The organism is Halorussus halobius (genome assembly GCF_004765805.1).
Classification (GTDB): domain Archaea; phylum Halobacteriota; class Halobacteria; order Halobacteriales; family Haladaptataceae; genus Halorussus; species Halorussus halobius.
On record NZ_SBIU01000004.1, the window covers coordinates 394118 to 411252 of the forward strand.

A 17135-nucleotide genomic window follows, 5' to 3' on the forward strand; every position below is an offset into this window, starting at 1 on the left:
TACTAATTTCTATCGTAATATCGGAGTCAAGTCCATTTGAACTAAGACCGTTTTTCACTCGATCGGGAATATTGTTGAGTTTGCTCTCATATTGGTCATAGAATTCTTCGGTGACTACAACAAGAATATCATCCTCTCCAGATCCGGCTTGAGCTACCAGTTTGTTTACCAGACCGTCTATTTCCTCATCTACGAGGAATGGATTATATCCGCCAGGGTCAAGATGCTTTGATTCTTACGAGTCTCGTCAGTCGAGAGACTCGACCTCTGACTCAGGTCTCTCACGTCGGCCCCTTGCCGGACCATTATATCGAGTCCATCTGATCCAATTCTGCCACCAGTAACCTCACGGTCGGCCCGCCACGCGTCCACAAGTAGACGCCGGGACTCAGCATCCAACTGCACGAACTGATTCAGGGCTTTGTCGTCGAGCGTTCGCGGAACTCACGTCGGTCTTCGCTAACCGCGCGCCGAATTCGCTCGGGTCAACATCTGCTGCAACGACCGCATCACGATAGACGCGTTGCTCACGATCAGTCAGGTCTGTGCAGTCACCACCACCGATCCGCTGAGTTCCGTATCCACTAGCACTACACGCCCGTCGGAACAGTGCGTTCACGTCTTCGTCGTCCAACTTTCGGAGGTCGTCTGCCCCGTCCTCCCCGTGCCGTGCGAGGAACCGCGTTACTCGCTTCTGCTCGACGTCCGAGAGGTCGGTCGTATCAACATTTGCGCCAGCAAACTCATAGCTGACAAAACTCAATCCGGTACGCTTAAACTATTGATTAAATAAATATTTTATATTACATGAATAAATACATTAGTCTAAAAGATAAGACTGCAACCGTGATTCCGTACTTTCTGATGGATCCACAGGATTATTTGTTTTTACGATTAGGATATGGCCTGTTGGTAGCTCTTCCACCATCCATGCAGGTGTTTGAAGAACGTACTCACGACCACCAAAGTCGTCAATTGTTGGCTCAGACAAAACTAAAATCCAAGGTATCCGCTGAATGCTTTCACTAATTGGCCTTTTAACAGGTCGAAGTCCACTAGAGGGACTTGACCCGACTGAAAGAACCCCCCAAGTGTATTCAGGATTTGTAGCGGACACAACCCCCTTTGTCATTTCGAGTATTGCTGTAACGCGTTTTTGAACTAGTTCTTGAGTATGTTGTTCAGAATTTACGTCGGTAGCGGTCTCCACCGCCATAGTGGAGAATGTGGTTATTACTCTTGGTTCATTCCAGTCCCAATTTTCGCCGAGGTTCAATCCAAGAGTTATATCTAGAACCTTGTCATATTTCAAGGACAAGAGCTTTTGTTCAGCCCCTTCCTCATCAACAAGCTGTTCGTTATCTTGTAGGCTGAATCCAGCATTAACACACCGGTCAACGATAACTGGGACATCATCTTCAGAGATTGCACCAGAAAAATGTCATATATGGTATGGTTCGTCTGCCATGTTTATCTTCTAGGCCGATTCCACTTCATTTATAATCTTTCTCTGAATTCTATTGTTTTGGTGACCAGACTTGGTCCGGAGGGTTAGTTTCCGATCCTGTACGGACATTTGAAATCTGAAGACGTGAGTAAATTTCCCCAAGTGCAGTTGCAAGCTTTCTCTGGTTTGTTTGACCAATATTGCTATCTTCAAACCAAATATCTGTGAATGTCGTTATCTGTAAGTCATGTTGATATGGGGCTGAGCTGAATATCTCATATTGATTTACGGATATTTCGATAGGGTTTTTGTCCGGATTCTTTTCTAAAATACCTCCTTTAGTACACGATATATAATTATCAGAAACTATGCATATACTGTGCTCACTATCCAATAGTTGAATTTTTGATTCACCTGATAGAGAAATTTGGGTTATCCTCCACGACGCTTTAGGAATACTAGACACTAAATCTTGAAAAGTTACACCATCAGAATCCACAATCTGTAATGAATCTGTCTCCTCTGGCTTATCCTTTGACTCAAGGCGACATGCTACATCAGTCACTAATAATATATCCTCGAATGAGACGAGTATCTCCTCGATAATTGAAAGCATTTGATCTCCTTTACCCTCTTCTGGAGATGCTGGCACTTCCAATATCCATGACACGCTTTCAGGGCGGAAAGCGAGAAATGTTTTATTTTGCTTGGGATTATTTGGCGCATTATTTAGATTGCTAAGATCAGTCATAAAGAAAATCTTCTATCTGGTCTGCTTCTTGTTTATATGAGAGTGGAGAACTAGTAACTACAAGTAATATCTGATCCTTTGAAATTTTATCTACTTTCCAAGCAGGAGCAGAAAGGAGCTTTTCCTCACCAATCCTTGATATTAAATCTTTTGTGAATAGATTAATCCAAAAAATACCTGGGATACCTGATTTGTCTAATACCTCTCGTGTGATTTCCTCTCCGCTATCTTGCTCGCCATAAAGCGAACCAAAGGCGTACTTTGGTTTCATGATATCCACCAATTGGAATACAAGATCTAGAAACGATGAGACTCGATCCATTGGACTGGAATGGTCTTTATCGTGGTCCTTAAACTGTGACGACCAAATTTTGAGAGATATATGCTTTGTTGTGGAGAATACAGAACTTTCTAAATTTACTTCGAGGTCTACTCGGATATCCTCATACCAGAGTTCTAATCCACCTTTCTGGTCAGAAACTATTCTGTTGAAAGCTTCTTCCGTATTGAGTGTCTGTGTAGGTTCCTTAAAATCTGGAGGTTGATATTTACAAGTATCTTCTTGCCCGTTTTGTTGTGTAGAGCAACCTATCTCTAGATAATGGTTGAGTAAATTCCCGAGGAGTTTTTTCTTAATACTTCTTCCGAAAAGAAACCAAACCTCAACCATATCATCAATCACAGAAACACTCATTTCAGGCTTTATCGGGGGCATCCTTAATCTTAATTTCTATCTCCACACCGTATTCCTCTTTCGCCTTTTCCTCCATCCCTTCTATAAATTCTTTCTTCCTATTGTCTGTCACATCTAACCCTCTCACAACATACACTAATGTATCTCCATCCATACTTTTATAACTAGTACTTGAATCCAGTTTCTTATTGACATCCTGATATTGACTTACACCTAATTGATGCCATTTTTGGTCTTTTACTTCGATAATGTTGCCATTTTCAAGTACAATATCTAGTTCGCCTTTTTCACCAGCGCTACCAACATCAGTACTCAGCCGTCCGATTCGGTCTGCTCCTATTTCATTAGCAACCCGTGCTTCGTAAATAGGACCGCCTACGTCATCTTGCTTGGCAATATCTTGAACTATACCTTTAGATCCACTCTTGTGTTTAACAGCCATATAATCAGTAGCAAACTGGTTAACTTTCTCAATAGAAACATCCCCTTCTGAGAATTCTCTAGCGAGATTACGTCGTGCTTCTCGTGAATATTTGCCATCTATCCCCAATATATTCTCAAGACTATCATACCTAATTTTAGCGATTAAATTAGCTCCCTTACCATTGGCGTCTTCCAATAGTTTTGTCGCTTCTACTCTCTTGGTAGATCCTAATGAATCAAAGCGCTGGATAGCATTTTGAATATCTCCAGTAGAAACTCGAAGAGTATCGGATCGCCAAGCTTCAGCAATTGCATCCTGAGCATCTGCATCGACTTGAATCAGTCGCTCAAACGAGTCAGAGTCGAGTGTGGCCGCTAATCGAAGCCCAGCAGGTCCGGTTTCAGCGACGAACCGTTCTGCGGCCGCCTCACTAACGTCGGTCTCATCGATTTTCTTGTAGAACCGACCAACCCCGACATCTGCTCGCCGAACTGCTGTAGTGTACTCCAACAGTTCTTCCTCACTCAGTTGTGTACAGCCACCGCCAGCCCGCTTGAATGTCCCAACGCTACACGTCTTTCGGAACATCCGCCGGACACTCTCACTGTCCATCTGACGTAGCATCTCAGCACCATCCTCCCCATGCTGTGCAAGGAACCGCGTTACTCGCTTCTGCTCGACGTCCGAGAGGTCGGCACTATCCACCTCAGCCGTTTGCTGAAGCTTCCACAGCCGATACGTTGCCCCCGCCGACTTCGCCCGCTCCAGCAATGGCCCCGCCGCTTTCGTTCCCCCTTCAGCTAACCCGGTGGCTACGCGTGCCTTTCCACGGTCGTAGGGTGCCTTGAGCCGCATCGCGGTCTGTCCGGCGCGCGTCGATTTGGCGACGTCCTCGATGGTCTCGACATAGTTCGTACTCTTGAGCGCTTTCGTGATCTGGCCACCGTACACTGCTTTCGTGATGAAGCCGGTCGCGTAGCCAGTATACCACGCACGCCGATACTCGGTGTACTCGCTGGTCCCTTTCGTGAACGGGTTGTTCACCTGCTGTTTGGTTTCGAGGGTTGATTTGAACGCCTCGATGAACATGTCGAGGACGCCGGACTTGTCAAGTATCTTGACGAGTTGGCGGAGCCCGGTGACGAAGTTGAGGAGCGCGTCCGGATTAGCGGCGAACTCTTCGATTGCTTTTAAGCTACTGCCGATGCTGGCATCGAAGCCCGAACAGACGCCGTACCCGGAATTTGTCTGGTTATTTATATAATTGTAACTGTCGGTCCGCGACTTTGCTTTCAATCCACAGTCGTTCGCGCGTTGGACGAGCGAATGCGTATTTTTGTTGCCGTGCTTGTCGGTCGCAGTCGCTTCGACGTTGGTTCCGATCTGATCCTCTAAACCGGAGACAATCAGTTGACTCGGCTCCGTAAACGACCCGTTGTGACGGCTAAACTCCGCCGATGGAGTCGCGCTGTACTGAACGTCGCCGTTTTTCGTAACTGTCGTTTTCGCAACGTCACTCGGGTCTGCAGTGTAGTAGACGGCGACGTACTGGATTTTCGTGAAGTTCTCTTGGAAGCGGTAGCCGTATTTCGCCGGTCGAATATCCGGCCCGCGATAGTCGTGCAGTGTCGGATCTGCACCGAAGTCGCGCTCGCGGCCGTCTTCGAGGCCGTCCCCGTCGCTGTCGGGATTCTCGGGATCGGTCTTGTACAGCCACTCTTGGCGGTCCGAGAGACCGTCCTCGTCGGTGTCGTATGCGAGCGGGCTACTGCTCACTGATTTGCGACTCAGATGCTCGCGCTTGTCCGAGCCTGATTGTCCGTTGAGATACTTCCGGGACGCCTCCGGACTCCGCGTTACCGCCGTTTCGAACCCGCCTTCGACCTCCTGCTCGTCGCTCAGACCGTCGCCGTCGGTGTCCCGAACCGTCGGATTGCTCACCAGCGCGTAGTACTCCCGCCCGTGGACCTGCTTGCGCGGCCCGATCTCCTCGCTGTCGTTTAGCCCGTCGCCGTCGGTGTCCGCGAGATACGGGTCGGTGTCGAGACACTGGCCTCTGCCGTCCCAGAGGCCACAGCTCCCGCGCTCGACGCTGTCGTAGAGCCCGTCGCCGTCGGTGTCGTAGCCGATCTTGAGCGCGTCGATTTCGAAGGTCGCGCGGCCGACCGTCACGACCCGAATCGTGACCTGCTCGCCCGCGAACTGCGAGAGGTCCTCCTCGACCGCTTCGAACTCGCCGCGGTCGCCCTCGCCGCCGGGGATGATGCCGGTCGCCTCGACCGTCGAGTTGTTTGCGGTGCGAGCGACGTGCGAGCGGTCTTCGCCGTAGACGCGGACGCGCTGGCTGTCGGGACCGACGACCACGAGTTCGGCGACCGACCGGTCGCTGATGGCCTCGGCTGTAGCGATGGTGCCGAGGGTGACGGTCTCGGCGTCGCGGAGCGTGACGGTGCGTTCGAGGCTCGACTCCTGTGGACAGCCGTTTTGCTTCCAGCCGGGGAACTGCGGGCAGTCGTCGTTCAGGTTCTTCGTCCCGTCGCCGTCGTCGTCGACCGGACAACCGTCCGACCCGGTACCAGCCTCGGTCGGACAGTCGTCGAAGTAGTCGTTGTACTGGTCGCCGTCGGTGTTCTTGGCGCAGCCGTTGTCCTTGAGACCGGGCGTATTCGGACACTCGTCGTAGTAGTCGCGCGTGCCGTCGTCGTCGCTGTCGCTTGGACAGCCGTCCCCTGCCCCGGCTTCGTTCGGACAGTCGTCTTCGTGGTCGACTGTTCCGTCGTCGTCGCTGTCTATCGGACACCCGTCGGAACCGAGGCCGTATTCGTACGGGCAGTCGTCGTACCGGTCCCACTCGCCGTCGCCGTCCGAATCCTCCTTCGGGTCCGGGTTCGAGACCTCTTCTTCGGTGGTCGTCTCTTCGGTGGTCGTCTCTTCGGTGGTCTCGTCACCACACTCTCCGTCACAGGACCCGCCGCCCTTCGGATTATCGTGCTTCGGTGGACCGACCTGCGCGTCGTACTGACTGTCGGAGCTACCGTCGGTCTCGGTCGGTTCGGCGGTGGTAGTCGCATCGGGGGGAGTAGTCCGTTCGGTAGTGACGGTCGTCTCGGATTGGTCGGGAGTAGTCGAACGCCCGACGTCGGTGGGGTTGGTGGTAGAATGCTCGGTACCGGTAGTGGTCGTCGCCGCCGCGACCGAAGCCTCGACGGTCGTGGTCTCGGTAGTCGTTACAGTAGTAGTGGTTGCGGTAGTAGTGGTAGTGGTCGCCGTAGTCGTCTGAACGGAGGTCGCTCGCTCCGATGTGGTCCGTGTCCTCGCAGCGTCGGTCGTCGCGTTCGCGTCCGGCGCGCGAGTCGTCGAGGAGTTCGCTGCCGACTGACGACGCTCGGATTTCGTCCGGTTGGACGGGGTCGTCCAGTTGCGTGGGTCGGGGCGGTCGGTCGAGCCGACGCCGACCACCGACGAACGGTCGGCGGTGTCCCCGCCGCTGGCGGTGTCGAGCGACGCCGTCGCACTGACCGTCGCGGTCGAGACCTCGCCATCCTGCGACCAGTTGGCGAGGTCGCCGAAGTCGTCGCTTCGGGACCACTTCGTGGGCCGGGAGCGGTCGAACTGCGCCTCCCACGCGTCGGTCGAGATGACCGTGTACGTCGAGAAGTGGGGCGTCTCGGCCGTCACCGTGTCGTTGGTGGTGTCGACCGTCGAGTTCTCGACGGCGACGAACGTCTGGAGCGTCTCGTTGTAGCGGTAGGCGTCGAGCGTCGATTCGTTCGCGTCGCTGACCGTCGACCCGTCGTACGGCAGGGTGATAGTCGCCGTCGAGAAGTTCCGGCTGGTCTCGAACTCGTAGGTCTCGCTCGCCGTGACGGTGTCGACGCTCCGAGTCTCCAGGACCGGTTCCGAGCTGTTGTCGACCGACACCGTGTCCGCGACGTTGCCCTCGCCGGTGATGGACATCGAGACGCCGGTCTGCTCGTCGGCCGAACTCGTCGTGAACGTCTCGTTGCCGTCCAGGGTCCCGTCGCCGTCGGTGTCCGCCACCGTCGGGTCCGTCGAGAGGTTCACCTCCTCGCTGTCGTTCAACCCGTCGCCGTCGGTGTCGCCTGTCAGCGGGTTCGTCTCGTAAGTCTCCAGCTCTTCGCTGTCGTTCAATCCGTCGCCGTCGGTGTCCGACTGGTTCAGATGCGTTCCGACCGTCCGTTCGCGGGCCGTCGAGAGCCCGTCTCCGTCGAAGTCCTCGGCGGCGTCGCTCACCGAGTCGTCGTCCGTGTCGGTCGAACGCGGCGACAGCAGACTGGACTGGACCTCGTAGCCGTCGCCGAGGCCGTCGCCGTCCGTGTCGTCGTCGTAGGGGTCGGTCCCCAGCGCGTACTCGTAGTAGGTGGCGACGCCGTCTCCGTCGAAGTCCTCCGAGCCGTCGCTGACGTTGTTGCCCGCCTCATTGGTGGCTGTGCGCCCCGAGTCGCTGTCGGCCGCAAGTGGATTCGTGAGCGTCCGATTCAACTCCGTGCTGTCGTTCAGCCGGTCGCTGTCCGTGTCCGAGGCGTTCGGGTCGGTGCCGTACTGGTGGACCTCCGGGCCGTCTCGGATGGTGTCGGTGTCGGTGTCGACGTTCAGCGGGTCGGTCGAGTACGTGTGAATCTCAGGACCGTCTTCGAGGCCGTCGCTGTCCGTGTCCACTGTGAGAGGACCGGTCCCGTTGACGACTTCCGGGCCGTCACGGAGACCGTCGTCGTCCGTGTCAGCGACCAGCGGGTCGGTTCCGTGGACGTTCACCTCGACCCCGTCCGAGAGCCCGTCCCCGTCGGTGTCAGCGACCAGCGGGTCGGTTCCGTGGACGTTCACCTCGACCCCGTCCGAGAGCCCGTCCCCGTCAGTGTCCGCCGTCAACGGCTTCGTCCCGTAGGTCCAGACTTCGGCCCCGTCCTCCAGACCGTCGTCGTCCGTGTCGGTCGCGTTCGGGGCCGTTCCGTAGCTATCGACTTCGACGCCGTCGGTGAGGTTATCGCCGTCGGTGTCCGCGACGTGGGGGTCGGTGTCGTGGGTCTGCTCGCGCTGGTTGTCCAATCCGTCGCCCTCGAAGTCCTCGCTGGCGTCGGGGGTCCCGTCCCCGTCGGTGTCGGTCGCGTTCGGGTCCAGCCGGTCGGAGTCCAACTCGAAGCCGTCGCGTAGCCGGTCGCCGTCGGTGTCCGGGTCGAGCGGATCGAGCGCCGCGTCGAACTCCTCGGCGTTACTCGCGCCGTCTCGGTCCAAGTCCTCCGCGCCGTCCCGTCGCCCGTCGTCGCTCTCGTCGCGCGCAGTCCGGTTCGAGTCGCTGTCCGGGTCGTCCGGCCACAGCCCCACGACCGTCTCGTTGCCGTCCGTCACCCTATCGCCGTCAGTGTCGGCCGCCAGCGGGTCGGTGCCATACTGGTTGATCTCGGTTCCGTCCGACAGGCTGTCGCCGTCGCTGTGGGCCGCCAGCGGGTCCGTCCCGTACTCGGTGACCTCCTCGCCGTCGGTGAGGTTGTCGCCGTCGGTGTCAGCGACCAGCGGTTCGGTGCCGTGGTCGTGGACTTCGGGACCGTCTTCGAGGCCGTCGCCGTCGGTGTCGGGGTCGTTCGGGTCGGTGCCGTTCTGGCGGACTTCAGCCGCGTCGTCGAGACCGTCGCCGTCGGTGTCGACCGCATTCGGGTCGGTGTCGTACTCGTGGAGTTCCGTGCTGTCGTTGAGACCGTCACGGTCGCTGTCGGGCTCGTTCGGATCGGTGTCGTGCTTTTCGACTTCGGCGGCGTCGCTCACCCCGTCGCCGTCGGTGTCGACCGCATTCGGGTCGGTATCGTATCGGTGAACTTCGGCGTCGTCCCCGAGGCCGTCGCCGTCGGTGTCGACCGCATTCGGGTCGGTGTACTGGAAGTGGACTTCCGCCGCGTCTCCCAGCCCGTCGCCGTCGCTGTCGGGGTCGTTCGGGTTGGTGTCGTAGCGGTATAACTCCTCCTGGTCGTCCAGTCCATCGCCGTCCGTGTCGATTCCGGTCGGGTCGGTCCCGAGTTGGAGTTCGGCGTCGTCGGCCAATCCGTCGCCGTCGGTGTCGTTGCTCGCCGGGTCGGTGCCGTGCTGACTAACTTCGACCCCGTCGGGGATGCCGTCGCCGTCCGAGTTGTTGTCCAAGGGGTCGCTCCCGTACCTCGTGGTCTCGTTGTCCAACAGCCCGTCGCCGTCGGTGTCCGGGTCGAGCGGATCGGTGTCGTACTCCGCGAGTTCTGCGCCGTCGGTGAGGCCGTCGCCATCGGTGTCCGGGTCATCGAGCGCAGTACCGAGGGCCTGCTCGCGCAGGTTGGACAGTCCGTCGCCGTCGAGGTCACCGTCGGCGTCGTCCGTGGCGTTGTGGGTAGCGGTGCTATTGGCCTGCACGGGACTGAGGCCATCGGCGCGAATCTCGACGCCATCGCTGAGACCGTCGCCGTCAGTGTCGGGTTGGAAGGGGTCCGAGGAGACTCGTTGTTCGGCCGCCGTGGTGGCGTTGTCGGCGTCGAAATCTTCCCGGCCGTCGCGGACGCCGTCGTCGGCCTCGTCGCTGTCGGTTCGAGCGGCGTCGCTGTCGGCGTCGAGCGGGTCGGTGACGGTGACCGACTGTTCGTAGCTCGCGCGGAGACCATCGCCGTCGAGTCGCAGGACCGAGGTGTCGCGCTGAACGAACGACGCGTTCGTTTTGGGAGGCGCAGCGCCGACGGTCGTCGCGTTGACCTCGATTCGGTGGGGTGCGTCGGTCAGAGAGAGATTCGCCGTAAACGTGGCGTTGTGGCCCGGTGCGGTCGGCGTCGAGACCGATACCGGTTGCGAGTCACCGTCGACGGTCACGGTGACGTTGGCGTGGCGCGTGCGAGCGTCGGATACCACGCCACGGAGCGTGTACGTGTAGCGGCCGTCGCGGAGCGGGTCCTGCCGGGTTGTGAGCCGCACTTGCGGGTCGAGGGCGCGGTCCAGCAGGGCGACCGCGCGCTGGGCCGCCAGCCAGCTCGTGTTGTACGCGTCGATGGCCGCGACGTACCGGTCGTTCGTGCGGAGGCGTTTGCCGCGCGCGAGCGCGTCTCGCGCGGTCGAGATCCGGCTCTCGACGGTCGTGGCGAGCGTCTCGTTCACCGAGGAGGCGAGTCGTTTGACCCGGATGAGGTCGGCGAGCGTGGTGTTGGCGGCGCGATGGTCGGCAACGGCGAGCAGGCGAGCGGCGGTCGGCGTCGAGTTCTGGACGGCGGCGGCCACCTCGCGGTCGGTCGTGAAGACGTCGGCGCTCTCCGGCCGGTTCGGTCTAGAGGTAGCTAGCGTCGCGTTGAGCCTAACGAGGACGTCGTCGGGAGCGTTCGCCCGGACGAGCCGGTCGACGGCGGCCGCTTTGAGTTGGCTGGCGTTCAACGAAGAGAGTTGAGACGCTGCCCCGGTCGCGGCGTCGGTCGGCGACTGGGCCTCGGACGAGGACGCGGCTGCTGGAATGGAAGGAGGGTTCGAAGGCCGGACCGTATCCAGCGGGAGAGCCGCCGTCACGACGAGAATAGAAAATATAACTGCAATCTTCTGGCGAGATAATCCCATTTTTGGATACATTAAATATATATACTATTTAAATTTTTCTGGCGGGTAAGTATGGCACGGCGAGTGGTCGTACTGTCGCGGAACGCTCGAACGAAAGGTCGACGGACACGACCACTTCTCGATTCGGGGTGACGATGCAATGGCGGTCTACAGGCGTCGGGAGAGCGACCCGCCCGACTACGAGTAATTCTACAACAACCGATGGCGGGCGAACGAATCCCTCGACGAAAAGACGCGGGTCGGGGCGGTGCAGACGGGACAGTGCCAGCCGCCGAAAACTGGCCACAGACTCACCTTCGCATGGAGCCAGCTAATCGAACACTGCACCGAGCGAGCCCTCGCAACCCGCTTCCGCCCCGACTACACGTCCTCGGCCAGCGCGTCGAGCGCCCGCTCCAGTTCGCCCCGGCGCTTCCACGCCGCGATTCGGTCCGAGAGCGCCGACACCGGGAGCCCGAGGCTGACCGACGAGCGTGCGGTCACGCGGCTCCCCTCGTCCTCGGGGTCGACCGAGAGCGTCGTCTCCATCGATTCGAAGGGGCCGCCGTCGCTACGCTGGCGGTAAAACAGGCCGTCGCGGCGCTCCTCGAAGTCGAGTTGCATGGTCAACCCCGTCGCGCCGGCGGTCACGGTCCAGCCGTCGTCGGTTTCTTCGACGTCGTACACCTGGAAGCTCCCCTCGTACTCGACCACGGACGCGGGCGTGAGCGCGCGCTCGACCACTGCGGGCGGCGCGGACACGAACGTCGAGACTTCGACCTCGCGCATCGTCGGCCATACGCAGGGCGACCCGAAAGGGTTACGGTCGACTGGCGGCGAGCGCGGAGCTACGGCCCGGCGTAGGGGGTCAACAGCGGGAGCGTGAGGAGCGCGAGGACGCCGACGACCGCCAGACTGGCGAGCACGAGCCGCCGGAATCGGAGGTGGCCGGGGACCTCGCTTCGGAGGTCGGGACGGGCGTCCCAGACGAACCGATAGTAGGCCAGCCCCGTCGTGGCGAGGAACAGCATCGTCGACCAGCCGAGCGCGCCCGCCAGCTCCGCGCCCAGTTCCAGCAGGTACGCCGGGGCGTAGCTGTAGCAAAACAGGAACCCGAACCCCGCGACGACGACGAACGGGACCGGGTCGACCGGCCGGCCCACCCTGTTCCGCGGTCGCATGACCGTCCGTTGGGCCCCGCGGGCCTTCGGTCTGCTGGCCCGACCAGCCCCGGTCGCCGCTACGACGCGTTCCGACGCCCTGTCGGGAAAAGGATAAGACGATGGTGAGTCAACATCCGGCATGGCGAACTCGCAGGGCGACCCCCGGGTGCTGTTCGTGATGAACCTCGTGCTGTCGGCGGGATTCGCGACGCTCGTCGTCTGGGGCCTCTCGGTGGTGGACGCGCTCGCGTTCGAGTGGCAGAGCGTCGTCGCCCTCACGGGGATATTGATGGTCGTGACGTACCTGGTCGTCCGCTGACGCGCTACAGAAAGCTTACGGGGGTTCGTTGGAATCGGGGCACGATGACGAACTCGGACGTCACGACCGCAGAGTGCCCGCACTGTGCCGCCCCGGTCGCGCACCTCGCTCGGGGATGTGACGCCTGCGGTCGACGAATCGAGTGGTCGTGGATTCAGCCGTGTCGCGAGTGCGACGCGCCGGTGGAGTACGCCGAATCGACTCCGACGTGCTCGGCGTGTCGGACCGACCGCTCGGTCTGGGACGGCGTCGTCGCTCGCGTCCGGCGCGAGCGCCCGCACGTCGACCTCAGAATCGCGACGGACGCGGTGGTCCACCCCAGCGACGCCGGGTTCGTCGCCCACGCCGGCGACCCGCGCGGTCAGCGCGCCGACTACCGGCGGCCGCTCCCCGACGGGGCCGGCGTCCACGTCAAGGAGTTCGCCGACCGGTACGAGGTCCACTGGGACAGGGTCGACCCCACCGAGGACTTCCTCGGCCACGTCCTGGCCGACGCGCCCCACTGGCTGCTGGTCGGCGGGCTCGTCGGCGTCAAACTCGCGCGCTGGCCGGTCGGGCCCGCGTCGCGACTGGCCGGCTATATTAAGAGCTAAACCCCAGCGCGCCCGTCGTGGGAACGAACGATGACCATCGAAGACCGCGGGGACGCCAAACTCATCACCCACGCGCTGGCACAGGACACCCTCTCGAAGATACGCGACGCCGAGACCGAGCAGGTCGCGTTCCGGAAGGGGCTGGTGAAGCTCGGCCGCATCTGTGGCTACGAGATAATCGACGGCGCGATGGAGACCGAGTTCGTCGAGATCGAGACGCCGCTGACCCAGACCACGGGCGAGCGCGTGAAGGGCCTCGACGACGTGGTCATCATCAACGTCCTCCGAGCCGCGACGCCGTTCGTGGAGGGCCTGCTGAAGGCGTTCCCGCGAGCCAAGCAGGGGGTCATCAGCGCGGGCCGCGACGAGGAGGCGGGCCGCGACGAGGACGGCACCTTCCCCATCACCATCGACTACGTGAAGCTCCCCGAGATAACCGAGGAGGACACGGTCATCGTGGCCGACCCGATGCTCGCCACGGGGTCGACGATGTGTGCGGTCCTCGACGAGATAACCGACAGCCAGCCCGACCCCGAACACCTGTTCGTGCTGTCGGCGGTCAGCGCGCCGGAGGGCCTGCTCCGGGTCGACGAGGCGGCCGACGCGGCCGACCTGCTCACGGTCGCCATCGACGACCACCTCGACGACGACGGGTTCATCGTGCCCGGACTCGGCGACGCCGGCGACCGGGCGTTCCGGACGACGTAGCTAATCGAGTAGTTCGGACGGGGAAGTACCACCTGCGTCGAGTACCTCTGAATCGAACGTGACTAGTTCGGCGTCGGCATCCTCTGCTGCCGCGAGAATGAGACAATCCATCGGATACAGGAGCGTCTCCTGTTGCAGTTGATTCGTCGCGAGAACGTCGGACGTTTCGTGGACGAAGACCTCTACTCGTTCTGAGACACCGTCTATTATCTCCTCTACTCGCTCCGGTTCCCACTGTTTATGCTTGACGAGTACCGTTCGGAGTTCGAGTAAGTTCAAGAGCGACGTGTAAAACTCGTAATCAGCGTTGAGTAGTCTCCGTGCCGTCGTCGCTTGCTCGGCTTCTTCGTCCAGAATAGCCACGAAGACGTTCGTATCGAGGAACAGCCGCTCGCTCATACGTCCTCGCGTACGTCTCGGACGGCTTCGACCGGGTCGACGCCGTCGTCGTCCGACCTGTTCGCCAGAAAGTCGCCCAAGCGTTCGTCCTCGGCGAGGGTGTCGAGGGCCTCGCCGAGCGTCTCCTGCTCCGGCTCCAAGTCACCGTTCGATTTCCCGGTCCCCAACGAGGAGAAAGTCCGGACAGTGTTTCCCATCACTCGCAACTACGGTCCGGCGAATAAAATGGTTTTCCACGGTCAGTGACCGTCGATATCGCGGCGTAGCGAGTCGGTGCGGTCATTGGCGGTAGTCCGCCGACCGACCATCGCCAAGACCTATATGTCGGCCGTACCCACCATTCGGGCATGACTGACGACGCCGACGACCCCTGTTCGCACTGCGGCGAGGACGTCGCCGACGCGCTGGCTCGAACCGTCCGGCTGAGCGTCGACCGAGCGGAGATAGACAGCCAGCGACTCTGTCCCGCGTGTTTCGCCGAGTGGATCGGCCGCTACGAGTCCGAGATGCAACCGGATTCCGAACCCGACCAGCCCGTCGTCGAGGAGGTCGACGGCGAGTTCATCGTGGACTGACGAACCCCTCGGTATCGGGTGGAGAACCCGCCGACTGAACGGCGTCGTCGCCGGCAAGTTTTCCTGCCGAAAGCCACCCCAATTGCGGAATATAGCGCTCCGGAGCCGTTTCGCGGCGAGTCGCCCCGACGCCCGCCGAACCCCTTCGTTTCGGGTGTGCGACCGCACGGAGGCGACGGGATATCGCGACGTCCGACCCCTGACGAAACGGACCTTGGTGTGGGAAAACGGAACAATGAAGCGGGACACCTCGATGGGGACCTGTCCGTCGAGGACGGTTCGCGTCCGGTTACTCGTCGTCCTCGGTCGCCGACAGCCCCTCGTCGCCCCGCTCCAGTGCCCTCGGGACGTCGTGGTGGTCGGAGTAGCCGTCGAACCAGCGCACGAGGCGTTCGAGTCGGTCGACCACGTGGGCGGGCTCGCCGCTCCTGGAGAGCTCGTGGCCCTCGCGGGGGTAGCGCACGAGCCTGGTCTCCACGCCGTTTTTCTTGTACAGTCGGAAGAGGAGTTCGGCGTCGCTCACCGGAACCCGGAAGTCCTCGTCGGCGTGGACCAACAGGGTGGGCGTGTCGACCGCGTCGGCGTAGGCGGTCGGGGACTGCTCGCGGAGGAACGCGGGGTCCTCCCACGGCGTCGCGTCGAAGTCCCACTCGACGAGTTTGAACGCGTCGGTGGTGCCGTAGAAGCTGTTGAGGTCGTAGACGCCGCGCTGGCTGACCGCCGCGTCGAACCGGTCGGTGTGGCCCACCAGCCACGCGGTGAGGTAGCCGCCGTAGCTCCCGCCCGTGACGAACAGGTCGTCCTCGTCGACGTACGACCGGTCCGCCACCTCGTCGACGCCCGCCAGCACGTCCTCGGCGGCCGGCGAGCCCCACCGGCCCTCGCCGATGGCGGCCATGAACGCCTCGCCGTAGCCCGTCGACCCGCGCGGGTTACACCAGAAGACGACGTAGCCACGGGCCGCGAGCAACTGGAACTCCTGCCACATCGTCCGGCTGGTGCCCCACATCGAGTGGGGGCCGCCGTGGATTTCGACCGCGAGCGGGTAGGTCTCGTCGGGCGAGAAGTCGGGCGGCGTCAGCACCCAGCCCTGAATCTCGTCGCCCGACTCGTTCTCGAACCGGAGTTCCTCGGGCCGAGCCACCGCCCGGTCGTCGAGGTACTCGCCGTTGGTCCGCGTGAGTCGCCGGGTCTCCGCGCCCCGGAGCGTCGTCGCGAACGCGTCGCCGGGGTGGTCCCACTCGCCGGCCACGTACGCCACGGCGTCCTCGCCGACCGACGCGCCGTACACCTCCCGGTCGGCGACCACGCGCTCGGGGTCGGCGCTGGCGTCGCCGGGCACCCGCCAGAGCGCCACGTCGCCCTCGTCGGGCGTCAGGAAGTAGAGGTCCTCCTCGTCGGGACCCCACTCGGGGACGCCGGCCGGCCAGTGGGGGACGGGTGCGCCCGCGAGCGTCCGGTCAAGCGAGGCGGTCGGGGTCGTCACTTCGCCGGTCTCCCGGTCGAGGACCTCGATTTCGGTCTGTTCGAGCGTGGCCGCCTCCGGGTCGGTGGCGGCGTAGGCCAGACGGCCGTCGCTCGTGGCCGCGACGCTCGCGCCCCACCCGGCGGTCTGCACAACGGTCCCGACCTCCTCGCCGGCATCGAGGTCGTACTCGGCGATATCTACGATGATGTTGTCGTCGGGGTCGCCCGTGCGCTGGACGCCGTAGTACAGCGTCGACTCGTCGGCCCACTCCGGTCCGGAGAAGTCGTAGTCGCCGTCGGTGAGTCGCGTGACCTCGGCCTCGCCCGCGTCGCTCGCGAGGTCGGCCACGTAGACGTGCGAGCGCCGCCCGTCGACGTAGCCGCCCTTCGACCGATACACCAGTCGGTCGACCACGCGGGGGTCGGGGTCGTCGGGTTCGTACTCACCGTCGAGTTCGAGGTCGCGCCCGGCCTCGCGGTCCTCGGCGGTGACCGACTGGACGAACGCGATTCGGCTCCCGTCGGGCGACCACGCGGGACTGGACGCGCCGCCCACGACGTCGGTCACCTGCCGGGCCTCGCCGCCGTCGGTCGGCACGACCCACAGTTGGGGCCGGTCGTCGTCCCGGCCGCGCGTGCTCACGAAGGCGAGCCGGTCGCCGCTCGGACTCCACCGAGGGCTGGCGTCGACCCCCTCGGACACGGTGAATCGCCGGGGCTCGCCCCCGCCGACGGGGACGACGTGGATGGTCGCCTCGTACTCGTCGTCGCTCGTCGGCACCTTCCGGACGAAGGCGACCCGCTCCCCGTCGGGGGAGATTCGGGGCTCGCCCACCTGCGCGAGGTCGTGATAATCGCTTGCACGGACCGTCTCCATACGTTCGGAGTTCGGACAAACTGACAAGAGGATTCCGGTTCCCCGGCCCGGCCGTCCGCCGCATCGGAAACGACCGATTGTCCGGACCCCGGGCCTCGAAATCCAGCGTTGAGCCCGGAAACGCGACGTTTCGGGGTCGAAGCGTCGACAGGGTATATCTCTCCGGACGT

14 protein-coding genes are annotated in these 17135 nt (G+C 61.3%); 4 read left to right on the plus strand and 10 right to left on the minus strand.

From position 1 onward, the window contains the following. Positions 1-388: 388 nt before the first annotated feature. The 7 genes from EPL03_RS13760 to EPL03_RS13790 all read right to left on the minus strand — a co-directional run bounded on the left by EPL03_RS13760 (position 389) and on the right by EPL03_RS13790 (position 12045). The gene (locus tag EPL03_RS13760; RefSeq protein WP_135829907.1) at positions 389-763 is read right to left on the minus strand and encodes a hypothetical protein; all 375 of its coding nucleotides are present in this window, start codon (positions 761-763) and stop codon (positions 389-391) included. 57 nt (positions 764-820) lie between these two features. Further along, complete coding sequence (locus EPL03_RS13765) at positions 821-1312, minus strand: hypothetical protein (protein ID WP_135829908.1); 492 nt, start codon at positions 1310-1312, stop codon at positions 821-823. 205 nt (positions 1313-1517) lie between these two features. Then, positions 1518-2198, minus strand: a complete 681-nt coding sequence (locus EPL03_RS13770) for a hypothetical protein (protein WP_135829909.1) — start codon at positions 2196-2198, stop codon at positions 1518-1520. Then, the gene (locus tag EPL03_RS13775; RefSeq protein WP_135829910.1) at positions 2191-2913 is read right to left on the minus strand and encodes a hypothetical protein; all 723 of its coding nucleotides are present in this window, start codon (positions 2911-2913) and stop codon (positions 2191-2193) included. Before EPL03_RS13775 ends, EPL03_RS13770 begins: the two co-directional genes overlap by 8 nt. After that, a complete protein-coding gene (locus tag EPL03_RS13780; protein WP_135829911.1) occupies positions 2894-10708 on the minus strand; it encodes a hypothetical protein in 7815 nt (2604 codons plus the stop codon). Before EPL03_RS13780 ends, EPL03_RS13775 begins: the two co-directional genes overlap by 20 nt. 537 nt (positions 10709-11245) lie before the next feature. Continuing rightward, on the minus strand, positions 11246-11653 hold the full coding sequence (locus tag EPL03_RS13785) for an SRPBCC family protein (RefSeq protein ID WP_135829912.1): 408 nt from the start codon (positions 11651-11653) through the stop codon (positions 11246-11248). 59 nt (positions 11654-11712) lie between these two features. Next, positions 11713-12045 carry a hypothetical protein gene (locus EPL03_RS13790; protein ID WP_135829913.1) on the minus strand — a complete coding sequence of 111 codons (333 nt, stop codon included), beginning with the start codon at positions 12043-12045 and terminating at the stop codon, positions 11713-11715. Between the two features lie 121 nt (positions 12046-12166). Here EPL03_RS13790 and EPL03_RS13795 point away from each other — a divergent pair, with 121 nt between their 5' ends. Genes EPL03_RS13795 through upp form a run of 3 tightly spaced genes read left to right on the plus strand, consistent with a single transcriptional unit; the run spans position 12167 to position 13647 of the window. Then, positions 12167-12346 (plus strand): hypothetical protein, encoded by a 180-nt coding sequence (locus EPL03_RS13795; protein ID WP_135829914.1) that lies wholly within the window; start codon positions 12167-12169, stop codon positions 12344-12346. 44 nt (positions 12347-12390) lie between these two features. After that, positions 12391-12939, plus strand: a complete 549-nt coding sequence (locus EPL03_RS13800; RefSeq protein ID WP_135829915.1) for a hypothetical protein — start codon at positions 12391-12393, stop codon at positions 12937-12939. A 30-nt stretch (positions 12940-12969) separates the two neighbouring features. Beyond that, a complete protein-coding gene (upp, locus tag EPL03_RS13805; RefSeq protein ID WP_135829916.1) occupies positions 12970-13647 on the plus strand; it encodes a uracil phosphoribosyltransferase in 678 nt (225 codons plus the stop codon). Here the strand turns inward: upp and EPL03_RS13810 are convergent, their stop codons facing one another. Beyond that, on the minus strand, positions 13648-14046 hold the full coding sequence (locus EPL03_RS13810; protein WP_135829917.1) for a type II toxin-antitoxin system VapC family toxin: 399 nt from the start codon (positions 14044-14046) through the stop codon (positions 13648-13650). Beyond that, complete coding sequence (locus EPL03_RS13815) at positions 14043-14243, minus strand: hypothetical protein (protein WP_135829918.1); 201 nt, start codon at positions 14241-14243, stop codon at positions 14043-14045. Before EPL03_RS13815 ends, EPL03_RS13810 begins: the two co-directional genes overlap by 4 nt. Before the next feature lie 150 nt (positions 14244-14393). On the opposite strand from EPL03_RS13815, the gene EPL03_RS13820 reads away from it, so the two are divergent. Next, entirely contained in the window at positions 14394-14621 is a 228-nt protein-coding gene (locus tag EPL03_RS13820) for a DUF7569 family protein (RefSeq protein ID WP_135829919.1), read from the plus strand. Between the two features lie 289 nt (positions 14622-14910). On the opposite strand, the gene EPL03_RS13825 is transcribed toward EPL03_RS13820, so the two are convergent. Then, on the minus strand, positions 14911-16965 hold the full coding sequence (locus EPL03_RS13825) for a S9 family peptidase (protein WP_135829920.1): 2055 nt from the start codon (positions 16963-16965) through the stop codon (positions 14911-14913). Positions 16966-17135: the final 170 nt, after the last annotated feature.

What these genes read in the sequence shown, in the direction of transcription:
- upp (WP_135829916.1), top strand. Translation starts at nt 12,970, where the DNA reads ATGACCATCGAAGACCGCGGGGACGCCAAACTCATCACCCACGCGCTG.
- EPL03_RS13820 (WP_135829919.1), top strand. Translation starts at nt 14,394, where the DNA reads ATGACTGACGACGCCGACGACCCCTGTTCGCACTGCGGCGAGGACGTC.
- EPL03_RS13825 (WP_135829920.1), bottom strand. Translation starts at nt 16,965, where the DNA reads ATGGAGACGGTCCGTGCAAGCGATTATCACGACCTCGCGCAGGTGGGC.
- EPL03_RS13795 (WP_135829914.1), top strand. Translation starts at nt 12,167, where the DNA reads ATGGCGAACTCGCAGGGCGACCCCCGGGTGCTGTTCGTGATGAACCTC.
- EPL03_RS13800 (WP_135829915.1), top strand. Translation starts at nt 12,391, where the DNA reads ATGACGAACTCGGACGTCACGACCGCAGAGTGCCCGCACTGTGCCGCC.
- EPL03_RS13815 (WP_135829918.1), bottom strand. Translation starts at nt 14,243, where the DNA reads ATGGGAAACACTGTCCGGACTTTCTCCTCGTTGGGGACCGGGAAATCG.
- EPL03_RS13775 (WP_135829910.1), bottom strand. Translation starts at nt 2,913, where the DNA reads ATGCCCCCGATAAAGCCTGAAATGAGTGTTTCTGTGATTGATGATATG.
- EPL03_RS13770 (WP_135829909.1), bottom strand. Translation starts at nt 2,198, where the DNA reads ATGACTGATCTTAGCAATCTAAATAATGCGCCAAATAATCCCAAGCAA.
- EPL03_RS13790 (WP_135829913.1), bottom strand. Translation starts at nt 12,045, where the DNA reads ATGCGACCGCGGAACAGGGTGGGCCGGCCGGTCGACCCGGTCCCGTTC.
- EPL03_RS13785 (WP_135829912.1), bottom strand. Translation starts at nt 11,653, where the DNA reads ATGCGCGAGGTCGAAGTCTCGACGTTCGTGTCCGCGCCGCCCGCAGTG.
- EPL03_RS13810 (WP_135829917.1), bottom strand. Translation starts at nt 14,046, where the DNA reads ATGAGCGAGCGGCTGTTCCTCGATACGAACGTCTTCGTGGCTATTCTG.